This is a genomic window from Arthrobacter sp. JDC6 (genome assembly GCF_056484025.1).
The window spans coordinates 381,850-399,027 of the sequence record NZ_CM151278.1; the positions used below are offsets into that span (position 1 = coordinate 381,850).

The 17,178-nt window shown below is 67.4% G+C and carries 15 protein-coding genes; 12 read left to right on the plus strand and 3 right to left on the minus strand.

What is annotated here, in order from left to right; genetic code table 11:
• Nucleotides 1-28 precede the first annotated feature (28 nt).
• Nucleotides 29-1,234 carry an ROK family transcriptional regulator gene (locus tag ACV095_RS01715; protein ID WP_166673105.1) on the plus strand — a complete coding sequence of 402 codons (1,206 nt, stop codon included), beginning with the start codon at nucleotides 29-31 and terminating at the stop codon, nucleotides 1,232-1,234.
• Nucleotides 1,235-1,254: 20 nt separating this feature from the next.
• Here the strand turns inward: ACV095_RS01715 and ACV095_RS01720 are convergent, their stop codons facing one another.
• Nucleotides 1,255-1,914, minus strand: a complete 660-nt coding sequence (locus tag ACV095_RS01720; protein ID WP_082581758.1) for a GntR family transcriptional regulator — start codon at nucleotides 1,912-1,914, stop codon at nucleotides 1,255-1,257.
• Nucleotides 1,915-2,049: 135 nt separating this feature from the next.
• Between ACV095_RS01720 and glyA the strand changes: the two genes are divergently transcribed.
• From glyA to purU, 7 genes are read left to right on the plus strand one after another with little or no spacing between them, the layout of a single operon-like run.
• Entirely contained in the window at nucleotides 2,050-3,390 is a 1,341-nt protein-coding gene (gene glyA / locus ACV095_RS01725) for a serine hydroxymethyltransferase (protein WP_018770028.1), read from the plus strand.
• The gene (locus tag ACV095_RS01730) at nucleotides 3,387-4,607 is read left to right on the plus strand and encodes a sarcosine oxidase subunit beta family protein (protein WP_018770029.1); all 1,221 of its coding nucleotides are present in this window, start codon (nucleotides 3,387-3,389) and stop codon (nucleotides 4,605-4,607) included. The genes glyA and ACV095_RS01730 overlap by 4 nt, the downstream gene beginning before the upstream one ends.
• A 29-nt stretch (nucleotides 4,608-4,636) precedes the next feature.
• Nucleotides 4,637-5,008, plus strand: coding sequence for a sarcosine oxidase subunit delta (locus tag ACV095_RS01735; RefSeq protein ID WP_018770030.1), 372 nt, complete (start codon nucleotides 4,637-4,639; stop codon nucleotides 5,006-5,008).
• Complete coding sequence (locus tag ACV095_RS01740) at nucleotides 5,005-7,947, plus strand: sarcosine oxidase subunit alpha family protein (RefSeq protein ID WP_478222776.1); 2,943 nt, start codon at nucleotides 5,005-5,007, stop codon at nucleotides 7,945-7,947. The genes ACV095_RS01735 and ACV095_RS01740 overlap by 4 nt, the downstream gene beginning before the upstream one ends.
• Nucleotides 7,940-8,578, plus strand: a complete 639-nt coding sequence (locus tag ACV095_RS01745; RefSeq protein ID WP_478222777.1) for a sarcosine oxidase subunit gamma — start codon at nucleotides 7,940-7,942, stop codon at nucleotides 8,576-8,578. Before ACV095_RS01740 ends, ACV095_RS01745 begins: the two co-directional genes overlap by 8 nt.
• Nucleotides 8,578-10,005, plus strand: coding sequence for an L-serine ammonia-lyase (locus ACV095_RS01750; protein ID WP_134165037.1), 1,428 nt, complete (start codon nucleotides 8,578-8,580; stop codon nucleotides 10,003-10,005). Before ACV095_RS01745 ends, ACV095_RS01750 begins: the two co-directional genes overlap by 1 nt.
• 3 nt (nucleotides 10,006-10,008) lie before the next feature.
• The gene (purU, locus tag ACV095_RS01755) at nucleotides 10,009-10,905 is read left to right on the plus strand and encodes a formyltetrahydrofolate deformylase (protein WP_056391878.1); all 897 of its coding nucleotides are present in this window, start codon (nucleotides 10,009-10,011) and stop codon (nucleotides 10,903-10,905) included.
• An 87-nt stretch (nucleotides 10,906-10,992) separates the two neighbouring features.
• Here purU and ACV095_RS01760 read toward each other — a convergent pair whose 3' ends face one another.
• Complete coding sequence (locus ACV095_RS01760) at nucleotides 10,993-11,574, minus strand: TetR/AcrR family transcriptional regulator (protein WP_056391876.1); 582 nt, start codon at nucleotides 11,572-11,574, stop codon at nucleotides 10,993-10,995.
• A gap of 168 nt (nucleotides 11,575-11,742) precedes the next feature.
• Here ACV095_RS01760 and ACV095_RS01765 point away from each other — a divergent pair, with 168 nt between their 5' ends.
• The 3 genes from ACV095_RS01765 to ACV095_RS01775 all read left to right on the plus strand — a co-directional run bounded on the left by ACV095_RS01765 (nucleotide 11,743) and on the right by ACV095_RS01775 (nucleotide 15,009).
• Nucleotides 11,743-12,087 (plus strand): cupin domain-containing protein, encoded by a 345-nt coding sequence (locus ACV095_RS01765; protein WP_056391874.1) that lies wholly within the window; start codon nucleotides 11,743-11,745, stop codon nucleotides 12,085-12,087.
• 8 nt (nucleotides 12,088-12,095) lie between these two features.
• Nucleotides 12,096-13,430, plus strand: coding sequence for a flavin monoamine oxidase family protein (locus ACV095_RS01770; protein WP_478222778.1), 1,335 nt, complete (start codon nucleotides 12,096-12,098; stop codon nucleotides 13,428-13,430).
• 103 nt (nucleotides 13,431-13,533) lie between these two features.
• A complete protein-coding gene (locus ACV095_RS01775; protein ID WP_223992881.1) occupies nucleotides 13,534-15,009 on the plus strand; it encodes an APC family permease in 1,476 nt (491 codons plus the stop codon).
• On the opposite strand, the gene ACV095_RS01780 is transcribed toward ACV095_RS01775, so the two are convergent.
• Nucleotides 15,002-15,631: an AmiS/UreI family transporter gene (locus ACV095_RS01780; RefSeq protein WP_018770039.1), complete on the minus strand. Its 630-nt coding sequence runs from the start codon at nucleotides 15,629-15,631 to the stop codon at nucleotides 15,002-15,004. The genes ACV095_RS01775 and ACV095_RS01780 overlap by 8 nt on opposite strands.
• 203 nt (nucleotides 15,632-15,834) lie before the next feature.
• Between ACV095_RS01780 and gdhA the strand changes: the two genes are divergently transcribed.
• Complete coding sequence (gene gdhA, locus ACV095_RS01785; RefSeq protein ID WP_018770040.1) at nucleotides 15,835-17,172, plus strand: NADP-specific glutamate dehydrogenase; 1,338 nt, start codon at nucleotides 15,835-15,837, stop codon at nucleotides 17,170-17,172.
• Nucleotides 17,173-17,178 lie beyond the last annotated feature (6 nt).

Genomic DNA, 17,178 nt, shown 5'->3' on the forward strand with positions numbered 1-17,178 from the left:
TGGGGGACGCAGGGGCTATCGTCAAGGGGTGGACGGAAATACGGCGAGCTCGACACAACTGTTACGGCAGATCAACTCGGAGGCGCTGTTGCGCTTCGCCCTCCAGGAACAGGTGTTTACTGCCGGAGAAGCCATGGCTGCCACCGGGCTTACCCGCGCCACGGTGCTCGGGGTTTGTGACGGCCTGGTTGATGCGGGCTGGCTGGAGGAATTGACTGACGCCCGTACCGAGGCCGGCAGGCTCAAGGGCAGGCCGGCGCGGCAGTACCAGCTGCGCGAAGCTGCGGGTGTGGTTGTGGGCCTGGATGCCGGGGAGGGCTACTTCACAACCATCGTTGCCGACCTGCGCGGCCGCGAGCTGGGCAAGCGCCGCCAAAGCATTGATTCGCACGCGCTGGGACGCGCCGGCCGCGTGGCGAATGCACGGGAGCTGATCCGCCTGACCCTTGAGGATGTTTCATGCACCCCGGAGGATGTCCTGCTCACGGCCGTCGGCGTCCCGGCGCCCATTGACGCGAACGGCGCGTCTCCCGCCGGAGGAGAATTCTGGCAGTTGATGAATTCCGGCTTCGCAGGGCACCTTTGGGGCACTGTCATCGTCGAAAATGACGCCAATCTCGCCGCCATCGCGGAGCAGGCACAGGAGCCGTCAGCCAACGTGGCCACCTTGCTGTCGGGTGAGCGGTTTGGTGCCGGCCTGATTGTCGATGGGCGCCTGCTGCGGGGTCGCCAGGGGGGCGCGGGGGAGATGCGGTTCCTGGATGAGCTGGACAGCAAGTTCGTGCCGGATGAGGGGAGTTCGGACGGGTTCGGAGCACTTGCGCGGAAGTGGGCGCGTGCCCGCATCCATTCCTACGATGGCGAGACGGTGCTGCGGCAAATACCCGAGGAGGACATCAACGCCGAAGATGTCTTCCAGGCGGCCCGCGCGGGAGACCCGCTGGCACAGGACATCATCGCCAGGCTCGGGGTGCGGCTGGCGCGAATCGCTGTGGTGCTCTCCAGCCTTCTTGACATTGAGCGGGTGGTCATCGCCGGCGCGATCTCACGCGCCATCGAACCGGTCCTGGAGCACGCCCGCAGCCTGCTGCCCACGGATTCCGGCCTGCCGCTGCCGGATCTGGTTGCGAGCACTCTCGGGGCGGAATCCGTAGTCCGGGGTGCCATTGAGTCGGCGCTGATGCGGATCAGGCGTGAACCCTCAGCGTTCATTCCGCGGGCGCCCCGTTCCTGAAAGGCGGGCGGGCGGACAGCCTAAAGCACGCTGCGGATGGCCTGCTCGAAACTGGTCACGTGCTCAAGGGCCAGCTTGCCCGCCCGGTCCGAGTCGCCGTCGGCCACTGCCTCCAGCAGTTCCACGTGTTCGGCGATGTGCTCCGCCACTGACGGCACCTTTTCCAGCACCATGCACCAAATGCGGGTGGCCAGGTTGTCGTAACGGATCAGCACGTCCTCGAGGTGGGTGTTGGCGGCGGCCCGGTAGATGAGGCGGTGGACCTTGATGTCATACCGCATGAGGTCATAGGGATCGTCATCCGCCCCCATCCTGGCAATTGCCGCCGCGGTTTCCCGTATTTCCTTGCGCAGGGCAGGGGTTGCCAGCTTGGCGGCCCGGCGGGCTGCCAGGGGTTCCAATGACTCCCGGAGTTCGGAGACGTCCGCGAGTTCGGTGATGTCGACGACGGTGGCGAACGTTCCACGGCGGGGGTACGACACGACGAGGTGGTCACCTTCCAGGCGCTTGAGCGCTTCCCGGACCGGCGTGCGGCCGATCCCGAGCTCGGCGGCGAGCTTGCCGTCGTTGATGGCCTCACCCGGCCGGATGTCGAGCATGATGAGCCGGTCCCGGAGGTGCCGGTAGGCCTGCTCGGCGAGCGAGAGGTCGCCTTCTCCGGCCAGCTGGTTCTCTGTCATTACGCTCATTCCGAGCTCTCCCAAGGTAGCTATTGACTGCCGCGTGATCTACAACATACTATTACGTCAGTTCTAATATATCAGTTACAGATCAGTTATGGATCAGTAACTCCGAAGGGCCCCAGAAGGAGAACCATGCAGGATGTACTGAACGCCTCGCTCGCCACGGTTGACGCCGACGTCGCCGCCGCTGTGGCGCGGGAACTGCACCGCCAGCAGTCCACCCTTGAAATGATCGCGTCGGAGAACTTCGCTCCGTCAGCCGTGATGGAAGCCCAGGGCTCGGTCCTGACCAACAAGTACGCCGAAGGCTACCCGGGCAAGCGCTACTACGGCGGCTGCGAGCACGTGGACGTCATTGAACAGCTCGCCATCGACCGCGTCAAAGCCCTCTTCGGCGCCGAATTCGCCAACGTCCAGCCGCACTCCGGCGCGCAGGCCAACGCCGCCGCCATGTTCGCCCTGCTGAACCCGGGTGACACCATCCTTGGCCTCTCCCTGGCCCACGGCGGCCACCTGACCCACGGGATGAAGATTAACTTCTCCGGCAAGCTCTACAACGTGGTCCCCTACCACGTCCGCGAATCAGACCTCCGCGTGGACATGGCCGAGGTGGAAGCGCTGGCCCTGGAACACAAGCCCAAACTGATCGTGGCCGGCTGGTCCGCCTACTCCCGCCAGCTGGACTTCGCCGAATTCCGCCGTATCGCCGACCTCGTGGGCGCCTACCTCATGGTGGACATGGCCCACTTCGCCGGCCTGGTGGCTGCAGGCCTGCATCCCAACCCCGTCCCGTACGCCGACGTGGTCACCACCACCACCCACAAGACCCTTGGCGGACCCCGCGGCGGCGTCATCCTCGCCAAGGAGGAATACGCCAAGAAGATCAACAGCGCCGTGTTCCCCGGCCAGCAGGGCGGACCGCTGGAGCACGTGGTTGCCGCCAAGGCGGTGGCCTTCAAGCTTGCCGCTGCTCCTGAATTCAAGGAACGCCAGGAGCGCGTCCTGCAGGGAGCAAAGCTGCTGGCAGAGCGACTCCTCCAGCCGGACGTCCAGGCCGCAGGCATCTCCGTGGTCAACGGCGGCACCGACGTCCACCTGGTCCTGGTGGACCTGCGCCACTCCGAACTGGACGGCCAGCAGGGTGAAGACGCCCTCCACAAGATCGGCATCACCGTCAACCGCAACGCCGTCCCGTTCGATCCCCGCCCGCCGATGGTTTCCTCCGGCCTCCGGATCGGCACCCCCGCCCTGGCCGCCCGCGGATTCGGCGCCGCCGAGTTCACCGAAGTGGCCGACATCATCGCCTCCGCGCTGATTGCATCGGCCGGCACGGGCACCCTGCCCGGGGACACCGCCGTCGAACTCCGCGAACGCGTGACGGCCCTGGCCGAAAAGTTCCCCCTTTACCCGCACCTCACCGCCGACGCCGGCCTGGCCGACGCTGAAGCAGACCTGATTGGAGCCGCCCAGTGAGCACCCAGCACCTTCCGGAGCACCCGGACTTCCTCTGGCGGAACCCGGAACCCAAGTCCTCCTATGACGCCGTGATCGTGGGCGGCGGCGGGCACGGCCTGGCCACCGCCTACTTCCTGGCCAAGAACCACGGGATGACCAACATTGCCGTCCTGGAAAAAGGCTGGCTGGCCGGCGGCAACATGGCCCGCAACACCACCATCATCCGCTCCAACTACCTCTGGGATGAGAGTGCGGCCATCTACGAGCACGCCCTCAAGCTCTGGGAGATCCTGCCCGAGGAACTCGAGTACGACTTCCTGTTCAGCCAGCGCGGCGTGATGAACCTGGCCCACACCCTGGGCGACGTCCGCGAAAGCATCCGCCGCGTGGGCGCCAACAAGCTCAACGGCGTGGACGCCGAATGGCTGGACCCGCAGCAGGTCAAGGAACTCTGCCCCATCCTGAACATCCGCGACAACATCCGCTACCCCGTCATGGGCGCCACCTACCAGCCGCGCGCCGGCATCGCCAAGCACGACCACGTGGCCTGGGCCTTCGCCCGCAAATGCGACGAAATGGGCGTTGACATCATCCAGAACTGCGAGGTGACCGGCTTCCTGAAGGAGGGGGACCGCGTGGTGGGCGTCAAGACCAACCGCGGCACCATCAACACCGAAAAGGTGGGCCTCTGCGCCGCAGGCCACAGCTCGGTCCTGGCCGAAATGGCCGGCTTCCAGCTGCCCATCCAGTCCCACCCGCTGCAGGCGCTGGTGTCCGAACTGCACGAGCCCGTCCACCCCACGGTGGTCATGTCCAACCACGTCCACGTCTACGTCTCCCAGGCCCACAAGGGCGAACTGGTCATGGGCGCCGGCGTCGACTCCTACAACGGCTACGGCCAGCGCGGCTCCTTCCACGTCATCGAGCAGCAGATGGCGGCCGCCGTCGAGCTCTTCCCCATCTTCGCCCGGGCCCACGTGCTCCGGACCTGGGGCGGGATCGTGGACACCACCCTGGACGCTTCCCCGATTGTGGGCCTGACCCCGGTGGAGAACATGTTCGTGAACTGCGGCTGGGGTACCGGCGGGTTCAAGGGCACGCCCGCCGCCGGCCTGACCTTCGCGCACACCATCGCCACCGGCGCCCCGCACGCACTGAACAAGCCGTTCTCGCTGGAGCGCTTCGAAACCGGCGCCCTCATCGACGAACACGGCGCCGCCGCCGTGGCCCACTAGCCGCCGCCACCAGAAAAGGACTAACGCACATGCTGCTGATCCCATGCCCCAACTGCGGCCCGCGGGACGAAACCGAATTCCACTACGGTGGCCAGGCCCACGTTCCGTATCCGGAGAACCCGTACGAGCTGAGCGACACCGAATGGTCCCGCTACCTCTTCTACCGCGAGAACCCCAAGGGCATCTTCGCCGAACGCTGGGTCCACAGCACAGGCTGCCGCCAGTGGTTCAACATGCTCCGCGACACCGTGAGCTACGACATCCAGGCCGTGTACCCGATGGGCGTGCCGCGGCCGGCCGCGCCCGTCCCGCCTGCAGCCGATACCGGCACCGCAAGCACCGGCCCGGCGAGCACCACCCCTCTCAGCCCCAGCACCGCCCCGGAAGGAGCGACCAAGTGACTTCCCAGAACGCCCGCCTGGCAACCGGCGGCCGCATCGACCGCACCATTTCCTGGCGCTTCACCGTTGACGGCGAGGAGTTCACCGGGCACCCCGGCGACACCCTGGCCTCGGCACTGCTGGCCAACGGCCACATCGCCGCAGGCAACTCGCTCTACGAGGACCGCCCCCGCGGCATCATGTCCGCCGGCGTCGAGGAAGCCAACGCCCTGGTCCGCGTGGAGGCCCGGTTCCCCGGCCACGTCGCCGAGTCCATGCTCCCTGCCACCACCGTCTCGCTGGTGGACGGGCTGCAGGCCACCCTGCTGAACGGCCTGGGCAAGCTGGATCCGGAAGATGACCGCGCCGAGTACGACAAGAAGTACGTCCACACCGACATCCTGGTCATCGGCGGCGGCCCTGCCGGCCTGGCCGCGGCCCGCGAGGCAGTCCGCAGCGGTGCCCGCGTGATGCTCCTGGACGACCAGCCCGAGCTCGGCGGCTCCCTGCTCTCCGGCTCCACGGCCCCGGGCGTGGCAGAGACCATCGAGGGCAAGCCCGCCCTGGAATGGGTGGCCGACGTCGAAGCCGAGCTGGTGTCCGGCGCGGAATCCACCGTGCTGAACCGCACCACCGCGTTCGGCGCCTACGACGCCAACTACGTCATCGCCGTCCAGAACCGCACCGACCACCTGGGCAGCCCCGCGGCTCCCGGTGTGTCACGCCAGCGGATTTGGCACATCCGTGCCAACCAGGTGGTCCTGGCGCCCGGCGCCCACGAACGTCCCCTGGTGTTCGAGAACAACGACCGCCCCGGCATCATGCTGGCATCGGCCGTCCGCACCTACCTCAACCGGTACGGCGTGGCCGCCGGGAAGCGCGTGGTCATCAGCACCACCAACGACAGTGCCTACGCCGCCGCAGCCGATCTCGCCGCCGCCGGCGTCAAGGTTGCCGCGGTGGTGGACGCCCGCCCTGCGCTGACCGCCGTGGCAACTGCCGCCGTCGAATCCGGAATCCGGGTGCTGATCGGCAGCGCGGTGGCCAACACCTCTGCCGACGCATCCGGCCGGCTGGACGGCGTCACCGTCCGCAGCATCAACGACGACGGCGAGCTCACCTCCGGCATCGAGCAGATCGCCTGCGACCTGCTGGCGGTGTCCGGCGGCTGGAGCCCGCTGGTCCACCTGCACTCGCAGCGGCAGGGCAAGCTGCGCTGGGACGACGAGCTGGCAGCCTTCGTGCCCAGCACCGAAGTGCCCAACCAGCAGACCATCGGCTCCGGCCGCGGCTCCTTCGCCACCGCCGACTGCCTTGCCGAGGGCGTCTCCGCCGGCGCGCGGGCCGCCATCGCCGCGGGCTTCGAATCCGCCGTCGAGCCTTCCGTTTTCGCTGAGCCCAAGGCCGCCGCCCCCACGCGCCAGCTCTGGCTGGTGCCGGGGGAGAACGGCACCCCCGACGACTGGCACCACCACTTCGTGGACTTCCAGCGCGACCAGTCCGTGGCTGATGTGCTGCGCTCCACCGGGGCCGGCATGCGTTCCGTGGAGCACATCAAGCGGTACACCTCCATCAGCACCGCCAACGACCAGGGCAAGACCTCCGGCGTCAACGCCATCGGCGTGATCGCGGCGGCCCTCCGCACGGCCGGCGAGGCCTCGCGCGGCATCGGCGACATCGGCACCACCACCTACCGTGCACCGTTCACCCCGGTGGCCTTCGCGGCACTGGCCGGACGCCAGCGCGGTGAACTGTTCGACCCCGCCCGCATCACCTCCATCCACCCCTGGCACGTCGCCAAGGGCGCACTGTTCGAGGACGTTGGACAGTGGAAGCGGCCCTGGTACTACCCCCAGGGCGGGGAGGACATGGACGCTGCCGTGCTCCGCGAGTGCGCCGCCGTCCGCGAATCCGTGGGCTTCATGGACGCCACCACCCTGGGCAAGATCGAGATCCGCGGCAAGGACGCGGGGGAGTTCCTGAACCGGGTCTACACCAACGCGTTCAAGAAGCTCGCCCCGGGTTCGGCGCGTTACGGCGTCATGTGCACGCCGGACGGGATGATCTTCGACGACGGCGTGACCCTGCGCGTGGACGACGACACCTACTTCATGACCACCACCACCGGCGGCGCCGCGAAGGTCCTGGACTGGCTGGAGGAGTGGCTGCAGACCGAGTGGCCCGAACTGGACGTGCACTGCACCTCGGTGACGGAACAGTGGAGCACCATCGCCGTCGTGGGACCCAAGTCCCGCGAAGTCATCGCGAAGGTGGCTCCGGAACTGGCTGCCAACGGTGGCCTGGAGGCCGAGGCGTTCCCGTTCATGACCTTCCGCGAAACCATCCTTGCCTCCGGCGTGCGGGCCCGGATCTGCCGGATTTCGTTCTCCGGTGAACTGGCCTACGAAATCAACGTGCCGGCCTGGTACGGACTGAACACCTGGGAAGCCGTGGCCGCCGCAGGTGCTGAATTCAACATCACCCCCTACGGCACGGAAACCATGCACGTGCTGCGCGCCGAAAAGGGTTACCCGATCGTCGGCCAGGACACGGACGGCACCGTCACGCCACAGGATGCCGGGATGGAGTGGATTGTCTCCAAGGCCAAGGACTTCATCGGCAAGCGCTCCTACTCCCGGGCCGATGCCCAGCGGGAGGACCGCAAGCACCTGGTGAGCGTCCTGCCCGTCGACGGAACGCTCCGGCTGCCCGAAGGCACCCAGCTGGTGGAAAAGGGCCGCTCAACCAACCCGGCCTACGGCCCGGTGCCGATGGAAGGCTTCGTGACTTCCAGCTACCACAGCGCAGCGCTGGGCAGGTCCTTCGGCCTGGCCCTGATCAAGAACGGCCGCAACCGCATCGGCGAGACCCTGGTGGCCGCCGCCGGCGACCAGCTGGTTGACGTGGTTGTTGCAGAAACAGTGCTTTTTGACCCAGAAGGGACCCGTAAAGATGGCTGAAACAGCAGCATCCCCCACCGCCGCAGACAAGAATCTCGCAGCCCGCGTCAGCCCCGCCAGGCAGCTCGCGGAGGCCTTCGCGGCAGGCTCCCTGGCCGGCACCGTCGAACTTAGGGAGCTGCCCTTCCTCACCATGGTGGGTCTCCGGGCCCAGGCAGGATCGGACACCGCGCAGCGCCTGGCCGCCGTCACCGGCGGACTGCCGGCCGGCGTCAGCGCCGTGGACAGCTCCGGCGACACCTCGGTCCTCTGGCTGGGACCCGGTGAATTCCTGGTGGTGGCACCCACCGAGGCACACGAGTCCCTGGGTGGCGGCCTGATCCCCGCCCTCCGGGACGCGCTGGGCGACGGCGCGGGCCAGGTGGTGGACCTGTCCGCCAACCGGACCACGTTCGAACTGTCCGGCCCCCGTGCCCGGGCGGTCCTGGAAAAGGGCTGCTCGCTGGACCTGCACCCCCGGGTGTTCAAGGCCGGCACCGCCTACTCCACGGAGATCGCCAACATCCCCGCCATCCTGTGGAAGACCGGTGAGGACTCCTTCCGGATCTTCCCGCGGGCATCGTTCGCCGAGTTCCTGGGCCGGTGGCTGCTGGACGCCATGCGGGAGTACGCCTCGCCAGAGGTCCCCTGATGGCGCTCAGCGTCCTGGACCTGTTCTCTGTTGGCATCGGGCCCTCGTCATCACACACGGTGGGCCCGATGCGGGCGGCCAAGCTCTTCGCCGATGGCCTGAAGGGCGACGGCCAGCTGGCATCCACCGTGCGCGTCCAGTCGGAACTGTTCGGTTCCCTGGGCGCCACGGGGCGCGGCCACGGCTCCGACAAGGCGGTGGTCCTGGGACTGCAGGGCCTGGAACCCGAAACGGTGGATACGTTCACCGCGGACGACCAGGTGGCGGCCGCGGCCCTCAACGCTGAACTGCACGTCGCCGGCTCGCACCGCGTGGACTTCAACTGGGAAGAGGACGTGGTGCTCCACCGCCGCAAGTCCCTTCCCGCGCACCCCAACGGCATGACCTTCCGGGCTTTCGACCACACCGGAGCCGTGCTGAGCGAGCGGAGCTTCTACTCGATCGGCGGCGGGTTCGTGGTGGACGGCGACGCGGAAGGCGCGGACAAGGTGGTGGCGGACGACACCGTCCTGCCCTACCCGTTCTCCACGGCGGACGAGCTCCTGCAGATCTGCAGCCGCGAAGGCATGTCCATCTCCGACGTCATGCTGGCCAATGAGCTCACCTGGCACAGCGAAGCCGAACTGCGGGAGAAGCTGCTGGGCCTGTGGGCCGTGATGCGCGAATGCGTGGAGAACGGCTGCAACGCCGAGGGCATCCTGCCGGGCGGCCTCAAGGTACCCCGGCGCGCACCTGCGCTGTTCCGCACGCTGACTGCCTCCGCAGCATCGGCTGAGGCGTCCGCAAAGGCGGCGGCAGCAACGCCGTCGCCCGTCCAGGCGCCGGCGGACCCGCTGCTGGCGATGGAATGGGTCAACCTGTTCGCGCTCGCCGTCAATGAGGAGAATGCGGCCGGCGGGCGGATCGTCACCGCGCCCACCAATGGCGCTGCCGGGATCGTGCCTGCCGTGCTGCACTACTACGTGAAATTTGTTCCGGGAGCAGACGACGACGGCGTGGTCCGCTTCCTGCTGGCGGCTGCCGCCGTCGGAATCCTGTTCAAGACGAACGCCTCCATCTCCGGTGCCGAAGTGGGCTGCCAGGGGGAGGTGGGCTCCGCCTGTTCGATGGCGGCGGCCGGGCTCTGCGAAGTGCTCGGCGGCACGCCCGCCCAGGTTGAGAACGCCGCGGAGGTGGGGATCGAGCACAACCTGGGCCTCACCTGCGATCCGGTGGGCGGCCTGGTGCAGATCCCCTGCATCGAGCGGAACGCGATCGCCAGCGTGAAGGCGATCAACGCAGCCCGCCTGGCCCTGCACGGGGACGGCAGCCACAAGGTCTCGCTGGACAAGGCCATCAAGACCATGCGCGACACCGGAGCCGACATGAAAACCAAGTACAAGGAAACCTCCAGAGGAGGACTCGCCGTGAATGTGATCGAGTGCTGAGCCATGACTGTTACTGAGACCCAGATGCCCGCCCCGAAGGCGCCCACCACCGTGGAACACGTCCTGACCCTCGACTGCGCCGAGGGCCCCGGCATTGTGCATGCCGTCTCCGGCTTCCTGCTGGAACACGGCTGCGACATCATCGACAACAAGCAGTTCGGTGAGCGCTCCGAGGGCCACTTCTTCATGCGCGTCCACTTCGTGTCCGAGGGGGACGAGTCCACGCTGGATACCCTGCGGAAATCGTTTGCTCCCGTGGCGGACAAGTTCGGCATGCGGTGGCAGCTTGAACGCCACGGTTCAAAGCGCAGGGTGCTGATCATGGTGTCCAAGTTTGGGCACTGCCTCAACGACCTGCTGTTCCGGGCCCGCATCGGCGAACTTCCCGTTGACGTGGTGGCGGTGGTGTCCAACCACCGTGACCACCAGGCCCTGGTGGAGTGGCACGGCATCCCGTTCCACCACATCCCGGTCACGGCTGACACCAAGCCCGACGCCGAGGCCAGGCTCATGGAACTGGTTGATGGGCTGGAGGTGGAACTGGTGGTGCTGGCCCGCTACATGCAGGTGCTCAGTGACGACCTGACCCGGAAGCTGGACGGCCGCGCCATCAACATCCACCACTCGTTCCTGCCAAGCTTCAAGGGCGCCAAGCCGTACCACCAGGCCTATGCACGTGGCGTCAAGACGGTGGGCGCCACCGCCCACTACGTCAACGCCGAACTGGACGAGGGACCCATCATCGCCCAGCAGGTGGTGGAGGTGGACCACACCTACGGGCCCGAGGACCTGGTGGCCGCCGGCCGCGACACGGAATGCAAGGCCCTCTCCAACGCGGTGAAATGGCACTGCGAGGGCAGGGTCCTGCTGCAGGGCAACCGGACCGTGGTGCTGCGGTAGGCCGGTACAACTAAACATCACCGGCGCGGCCGGCTGCCCCCAAGGGCGGCCGGCCGCGCTTTGGCGTGCCCGGGCGGTGGCGGCCGCTCACGCCTCCCGCCGCGAAAGCACAACCCGGTGTACCTCCTCAAGGGCCGCGGCAATCTGGTCCCGCCCAACCCCGGCCAGGTACTGCAGCACCAGTCCGTCCAGGGCCGCGAAGAGCGTGCGGGCAACGATGCGGACGTCGCCCTGGACGCCAAAAGCCTGCAGCCCCTCGGCAAGTGCGTTGACGTAGTTTTCGTACAGTTCCGCCACCGGGCCGGCCAATTCGGGGCGCCTGCGTGCTTCCAGGATCATCTCGTACTGGAATACCTGCAGTCCGGGATCCTCCAGCAGCAGCTCCAGCAGTGCTTCGGTGAAGCTTCCCTCCTGCTCCGCTGCCTCCCGCAACCTGGACGCGGCGATGGATTGCTCCGAGGCCCATCGCAGCGCGGCGGCAATCAGCGCATCCCGGGACCCGAAGTGGTGTGCCACCAGGGAATTGTTCACGCCCGCGGCCTCCGCCACTGCCCGGTAGGTAAGCCCGCGCAGGCCCTTTTGCGCCACCACGTCCACCGCGGCGCGCAGCAGGGCTTCACGCCCTTTGCCGTACCCGGGTGTCGCCGCGGGGGCAGTTGAAGCAGTCATGACGACGAGTCTAGCCAGCACCAGGCCGGTTCAAATCCCCTATTGACTTAAAACTAAGCAATTGCTTAGATTGCTTCCATCGGGTGATGCCCATCACAGGCGAACCTGTTCCGTCCCGTTTTCCGGTGACCGCCCCGGCAACAAGCCGGCCCTTCCCTTGGAGCACTTATGACCACAACGACTGCATTCACCACCTCGTCCTCCTTTGACCCCGCCAGGAATGAGCCCTTTGAACTTGGCCGCGTCCAGTGGATCCGCCGCTTTGGCGAGGGCGGCCGGCCTGCCCTCGCCTGCGGCTACTGGCACGTCGACCCCACAGAGGCGCCCGAGCCTTTCGATCTCGTTATGGAGGCGGACGAGACCATCCACATCATCGAGGGCCACCTCCGCATCGAAGTGGAGGGCGGGGATGTGTATGAGCTCACCGCCGGCGGTGCCGCATCCTTCAACAAAGGGGCACGCACACGCTGGGCCGTGCTGGCGCCCACCGTCGAATTCTTCGTCTACTCCTAGGCCGCCCCATGGATCAGGAACGCAGCGCCGTGGAAAACGACGGCCTGGACGTCATTATCGTGGGGGCCGGGTTCGCCGGCCTGACCGCTGCCCGGGAACTGAACCGGCAGGGGTTGTCCGTGCACATCGTGGAAGCCAGGGCCCGCATAGGAGGCAGGACCTGGCTGGACCACCGGCTGGGCCGGGACCTTGAGATCGGCGGAACGTGGGTGCACTGGACCCAGCCTTACGTTTGGGCCGAACTGAAGCGCTACGGCATCGGCACGGTTCCGAGCCCGGAGCCGCAGCAGGCCTTCTGGTGGGCCGACGGCGCCCGCCGGGCAGGTGCCCCCGCCGACCTTCTGGAACTGATCGGCACCTGCAATGCGCAGTTCGTCCAGGACTCGCGCCGCTACTTCCCCGAGCCCTTCAGTCCGTTGGCCAGCGATGACTTCAAGGAGATCGACCACATCGCGGTCCAGGACCGGATCCGGGAGCAGTTCCCCGCGGGGACTGCGCGGGACATCCTGGAATCGTTCTGGGCATTGAACTTCAATGGTCCGCTGGAGGACGCCGCCCTGACCCAGGCGCTGCGTTGGGTGGCCCTGACCAACGGTGACTGGGCCGTCAACTTCGAAGCCTGCGCCACCTACAAGATCCAGGGTGGAACCGCGGCCCTGGCCAACGCCATCCTCCAGGACACACAGGCGGGCATGGACTTCGGCTTCACGGCGGCGGGGATCGTCGACGACGGACATTCCGTGACCGTCCGCAGCACCGGCGGCCGGACGGTGACCGCAAAGACGGCCATTGTGACGGTGCCTATGCATGTCCTCCCGGGAATCGTGTTCGAGCCGCCGCTGCCACCGGCCAAAACGGACGGCGCCCGGCGCGGGCAGATCTCCAAAGGCGTCAAGGTATGGATCCGGCTCCGGGGCGAACGTGCACCCTTTGTCGCGCTGGGGAACGCCGACTGGCCGTTGAACTTCTTCCAGGCTGAATACACGCTCGACGGCGACACGATCGTCGTCGGCTTCGGCCCGGACGCGTCGAAGATCGACGCCGCTGACAGGGCCGCAGTGCAGGCTCAGCTGTCCCGGCTGGTGCCCGGCGTTGAGGTGCTGGAGGTGGCCACCCACGACTGGGTGGCGGATCCGCTGGCAGGCGAGACATGGCCGATGCACAGGACAGGCTTCCTGGCCAACCACCTGGCCGCCCTGCAGGCGGGGCACGGAAACGTCCTCTTTGCCGGCTCTGACATCGCCAACGGCTGGGGCGGCTTCATTGACGGTGCCATCGAGAGCGGCATGGAGGCCGCGCTTGAAGCAGCATCGATTGTCAGCGGCCGGCCGGCACTGCGCTGACGGACAACAACTCATCGCTGGTGGACAAAGCAGCAGCGGGCGCCGCTGCCAAGCTGGATCCCACAGCAATTTTCCCGAACTCATGACCGTTAAGAAGGATCCAATGAGTATTTCGAATTCCGAGGCCCGGACCACTGACGCTCCGGCAAAGGAGCATTCCACGGCCCTCCGCGCCGGCAGCATCGGCGTGCTGGGCATCCTGTTCTTCGTCCTGTCCGCCCAGGCACCACTGACGGGGATCGTCGGCGCAGCGCCGCTCGCCGCAGCGCTGGGCAACGGCGCCGGCGCCCCGGGCGCCTACCTGATCGTGGGCATCGTCATCGTGATCTTCGCCGTGGGTTTTGTGGCGATGAGCCGGAAGATCCAGGCCAACGGCGCCTTCTACGCCTACGTGACGGCGGCATTCGGCAGGCGGACAGGAGCCGGCGCGGCCTGGCTGGCACTGCTGGCCTACAGCACTGTCCAGGCTGCCATGTACGGGCTCTACGGTGCGGCCTTCTCCGGGCTCCTTGCCTCTGCCGGGCTGGACATTCCCTGGTGGTTGCTGGCCCTGGCCACCATGGCCGGCGTCCAGGTACTGGGCTCCCTCAACATCGAACTCGGCGCCCGCGTGCTCGCCGTGCTGGTGGGGCTGGAGGTGGCCATCCTCCTGATGTTCGGCTTCACCGTGCTGTTCCATGGCGGCGGCCCGGAAGGCATCAGCGTGGCCGCGTCCTTCTCCCCGGAAGCCATCGGCGCAGGAGCTCCCGGTGTTGCCATCATGTTCGCGGTGGCCTCCATGTTCGGCTTCGAGTCCACGGCCATCTACTCCGCCGAGGCCAAGGATCCGCACCGCACCGTGGCCCGGGCAACCTACCTGTCCGTCGGCGTGATCTCGGTGTTCTTCGCCTTTATTTCCTGGATGCTGGTCAGCTATTACGGCCCCTCGCAGGTGATGGACGCCGCGGGCGCCGCGCTCGAATCAGGGGATGCCACGTCCTTCGTCCTGGGCCCGCTCGTGGAACTGTTCGGCCCCTGGGCGGGCATCGTGGCCGGCATCCTGCTGGTCACCTCGCTTCTCGCCGGCATCATCGCCTTCCATAACGGCATCAACCGCTACCTCCACTCCCTGGCGCTGCGTGGTTCCATGCCCGCCGTCCTCGCCCGGACCAACCGGCACCGGGCACCTGCCGTGGCAGCCTGGGTCCAGTCCGCCACCGCCGTCGTGCTGGTGGCGCCCTTCGCCATCCTGGCCCTGGATCCCGTCCTGACGCTGTTTTCCTGGTTCAGCGGCCTGGCCGTGGCGGCACTGCTGGTGCTGTACATGCTGTGCTCCGCGGCCGTCGTCGCGTTCTTCCGCCGGGAAAGCGCCGGCGCCCAACTGTGGCAGACCCGCGTCGCTCCCGTCCTGGCGGCGGTCCTGCTGGCCTGGGTTTTGTCCCTGGTGGTCAGCAACTTCACCGCCCTCATCGGCGGCAGCGCCGAGACTGCGACGGCCCTGCTGGTGGCGGTCCCGGTGGTCTTCCTGGCCGGCGTCCTGGTGGAATCGGCCATCCAGCGCCGCCACCACATTGCCACCCTGGGCCACGCGCTCACTTAGCCGGCAGGGACTTCCCGGCACTGGCCCGGCGCGGAACATTCTGTCCGCGCCGGGCCAGTGTGCGTGCTGCCACGAACAGGCCCGCCAGGAGCAACGCGGCCAGCCACGCTACGGCGTCCGATCGCGGCCAGAGGCTGGCCAGGCCAAGAAGCGCCGGAACCGTGGCCGACGCCTGGCTGGTGAGCACCAGGGCCCAGCCCGTGAAGGGTTCGAGCCGCACTGCGTCGAGGGCCATGCGGGCGAACAGCAGTGCCCACAGCGCGGACCAGCACAGCCAAAGAACCGCGAGCAGCGGGTCAACGGTCAGCCAGGCGGCCGCCAGCACCAGCCCGCAGAATGCCACCATCCCGCAGAACCAGCCCAGGCCACGGCCCCCGAGTGCCAGCAGCAGGTCCAGTCCCGAGTACAGGTAGGTCACCGCGAACAGGAACATGCCGGCGGCCGTCATGAGCATCGCCGGAGCGTCCCCGGACGAGGAAAGCTGGACGACGCCGAGCGCCAGTTGGGTGCCCCCGACGACGAGGCTGAGGACGGCGGCGTCGCGGCGGGGGAGGTGCCCAAGGGTGGCGAGGCCGTTGACCAGCAGGGCGGCGCCCGAAAGGAGGAGGCAGACGTACGGCATCAGGGCATCCTGTCCCGGCCACGTGGCTGATGAAATCTCATATATCGGAAAGTTGCTGTCACAATGTGGAGATTAGCGCACGTGGGTGCGCCCGGCTAACGGCGCCCGGTCGCAATCCGATAGGTTGAAGCGTAAACCTATCGGGGCGATGTTGCCTGCCTGGCGGTCGCTCCTGCCCCGGCGCAACGGTAAGGAAAAAGTTCATGGACGCACGGCTGGAAGCCATTAGGGACACCGTCCTGGCACGGAACCCGGGGGAAACAGAATTCCACCAGGCGGTGGTGGAGGTCTTTGAAAGCCTGGGCCCGGTGCACGACCGCCACCCCGAATTCCTGGAAGCCGCGATCCTGGAGCGCCTCTGCGAGCCCGAGCGCCAGATCATCTTCCGGGTCCCCTGGACGGACGACTCCGGCCGCGTGCGGATCAACCGCGGCTTCCGGGTGGAGTTCAACTCCGCCCTGGGCCCGTACAAGGGAGGCCTGCGCTTCCACCCTTCCGTATACCTCGGGATCGTCAAGTTCCTCGGCTTTGAGCAGATTTTCAAGAACGCCCTGACGGGAATGCCCATCGGCGGCGGCAAGGGCGGTTCCGACTTCGATCCCCGCGGCCGCAGCGACGCCGAAGTCATGAGGTTCTGCCAGTCCTTCATGACCGAGCTCTACCGCCATATCGGCGAATACACCGACGTCCCCGCCGGCGACATCGGTGTGGGCGGCCGCGAAATTGGCTACCTCTTCGGCCAGTACAAGCGGATCACCAACCGGTATGAGTCCGGGGTTCTAACCGGCAAGGGCATCTCCTGGGGCGGATCACTGGTGCGGCCGGAGGCCACCGGATTTGGCACTGTGATCTTCACAGAGCAGATGCTCCGGACCCGCGGGACGTCCTTTGATGGCCAGCGCGTCGTTGTCTCCGGATCCGGCAACGTGGCCATCAACGCCATCGCCAAGGCGCAGTCGCTCGGCGCCACCGTGGTGGCCTGCTCCGATTCCTCCGGTTATGTGGTGGATGAGGCGGGCATCGACGTCGGACTGCTCCGCGAGGTGAAGGAAGTGCAGCGGGCGCGGCTCAAGGACTACGCCGAGCGGCGGGCGGGCGTTGCCTACGTGGACGGCGGCTCGGTCTGGGACGTGGACGCTTCGGTGGCGCTGCCGTGCGCCACCCAGAATGAGCTCGACGGCGGTGCTGCCGCCCGGCTGGTGCGCGGCGGCCTGATGGCCGTCGGGGAAGGTGCCAACATGCCGTCCACGCGCGACGCCGTGGCGGTGTTCCAGGACGCCGGGGTGCTCTTCGGTCCCGGCAAAGCGGCGAATGCGGGAGGGGTAGCCACGTCGGCCCTGGAAATGCAGCAGAACGCCAGCCGGGACGCGTGGTCCTTCGAGCATACCGAGGCGCGGCTGACGGACATCATGGTGGGCATCCACGACCGGTGCGCGGCAACCGCCGAGGAATACGGCGAACCGGGCAACTACGTGCTCGGCGCGAACATCGGCGGCTTCATCAAGGTGGCCGACGCCATGTTGGCGCAGGGCTTGATCTAGCAGGGC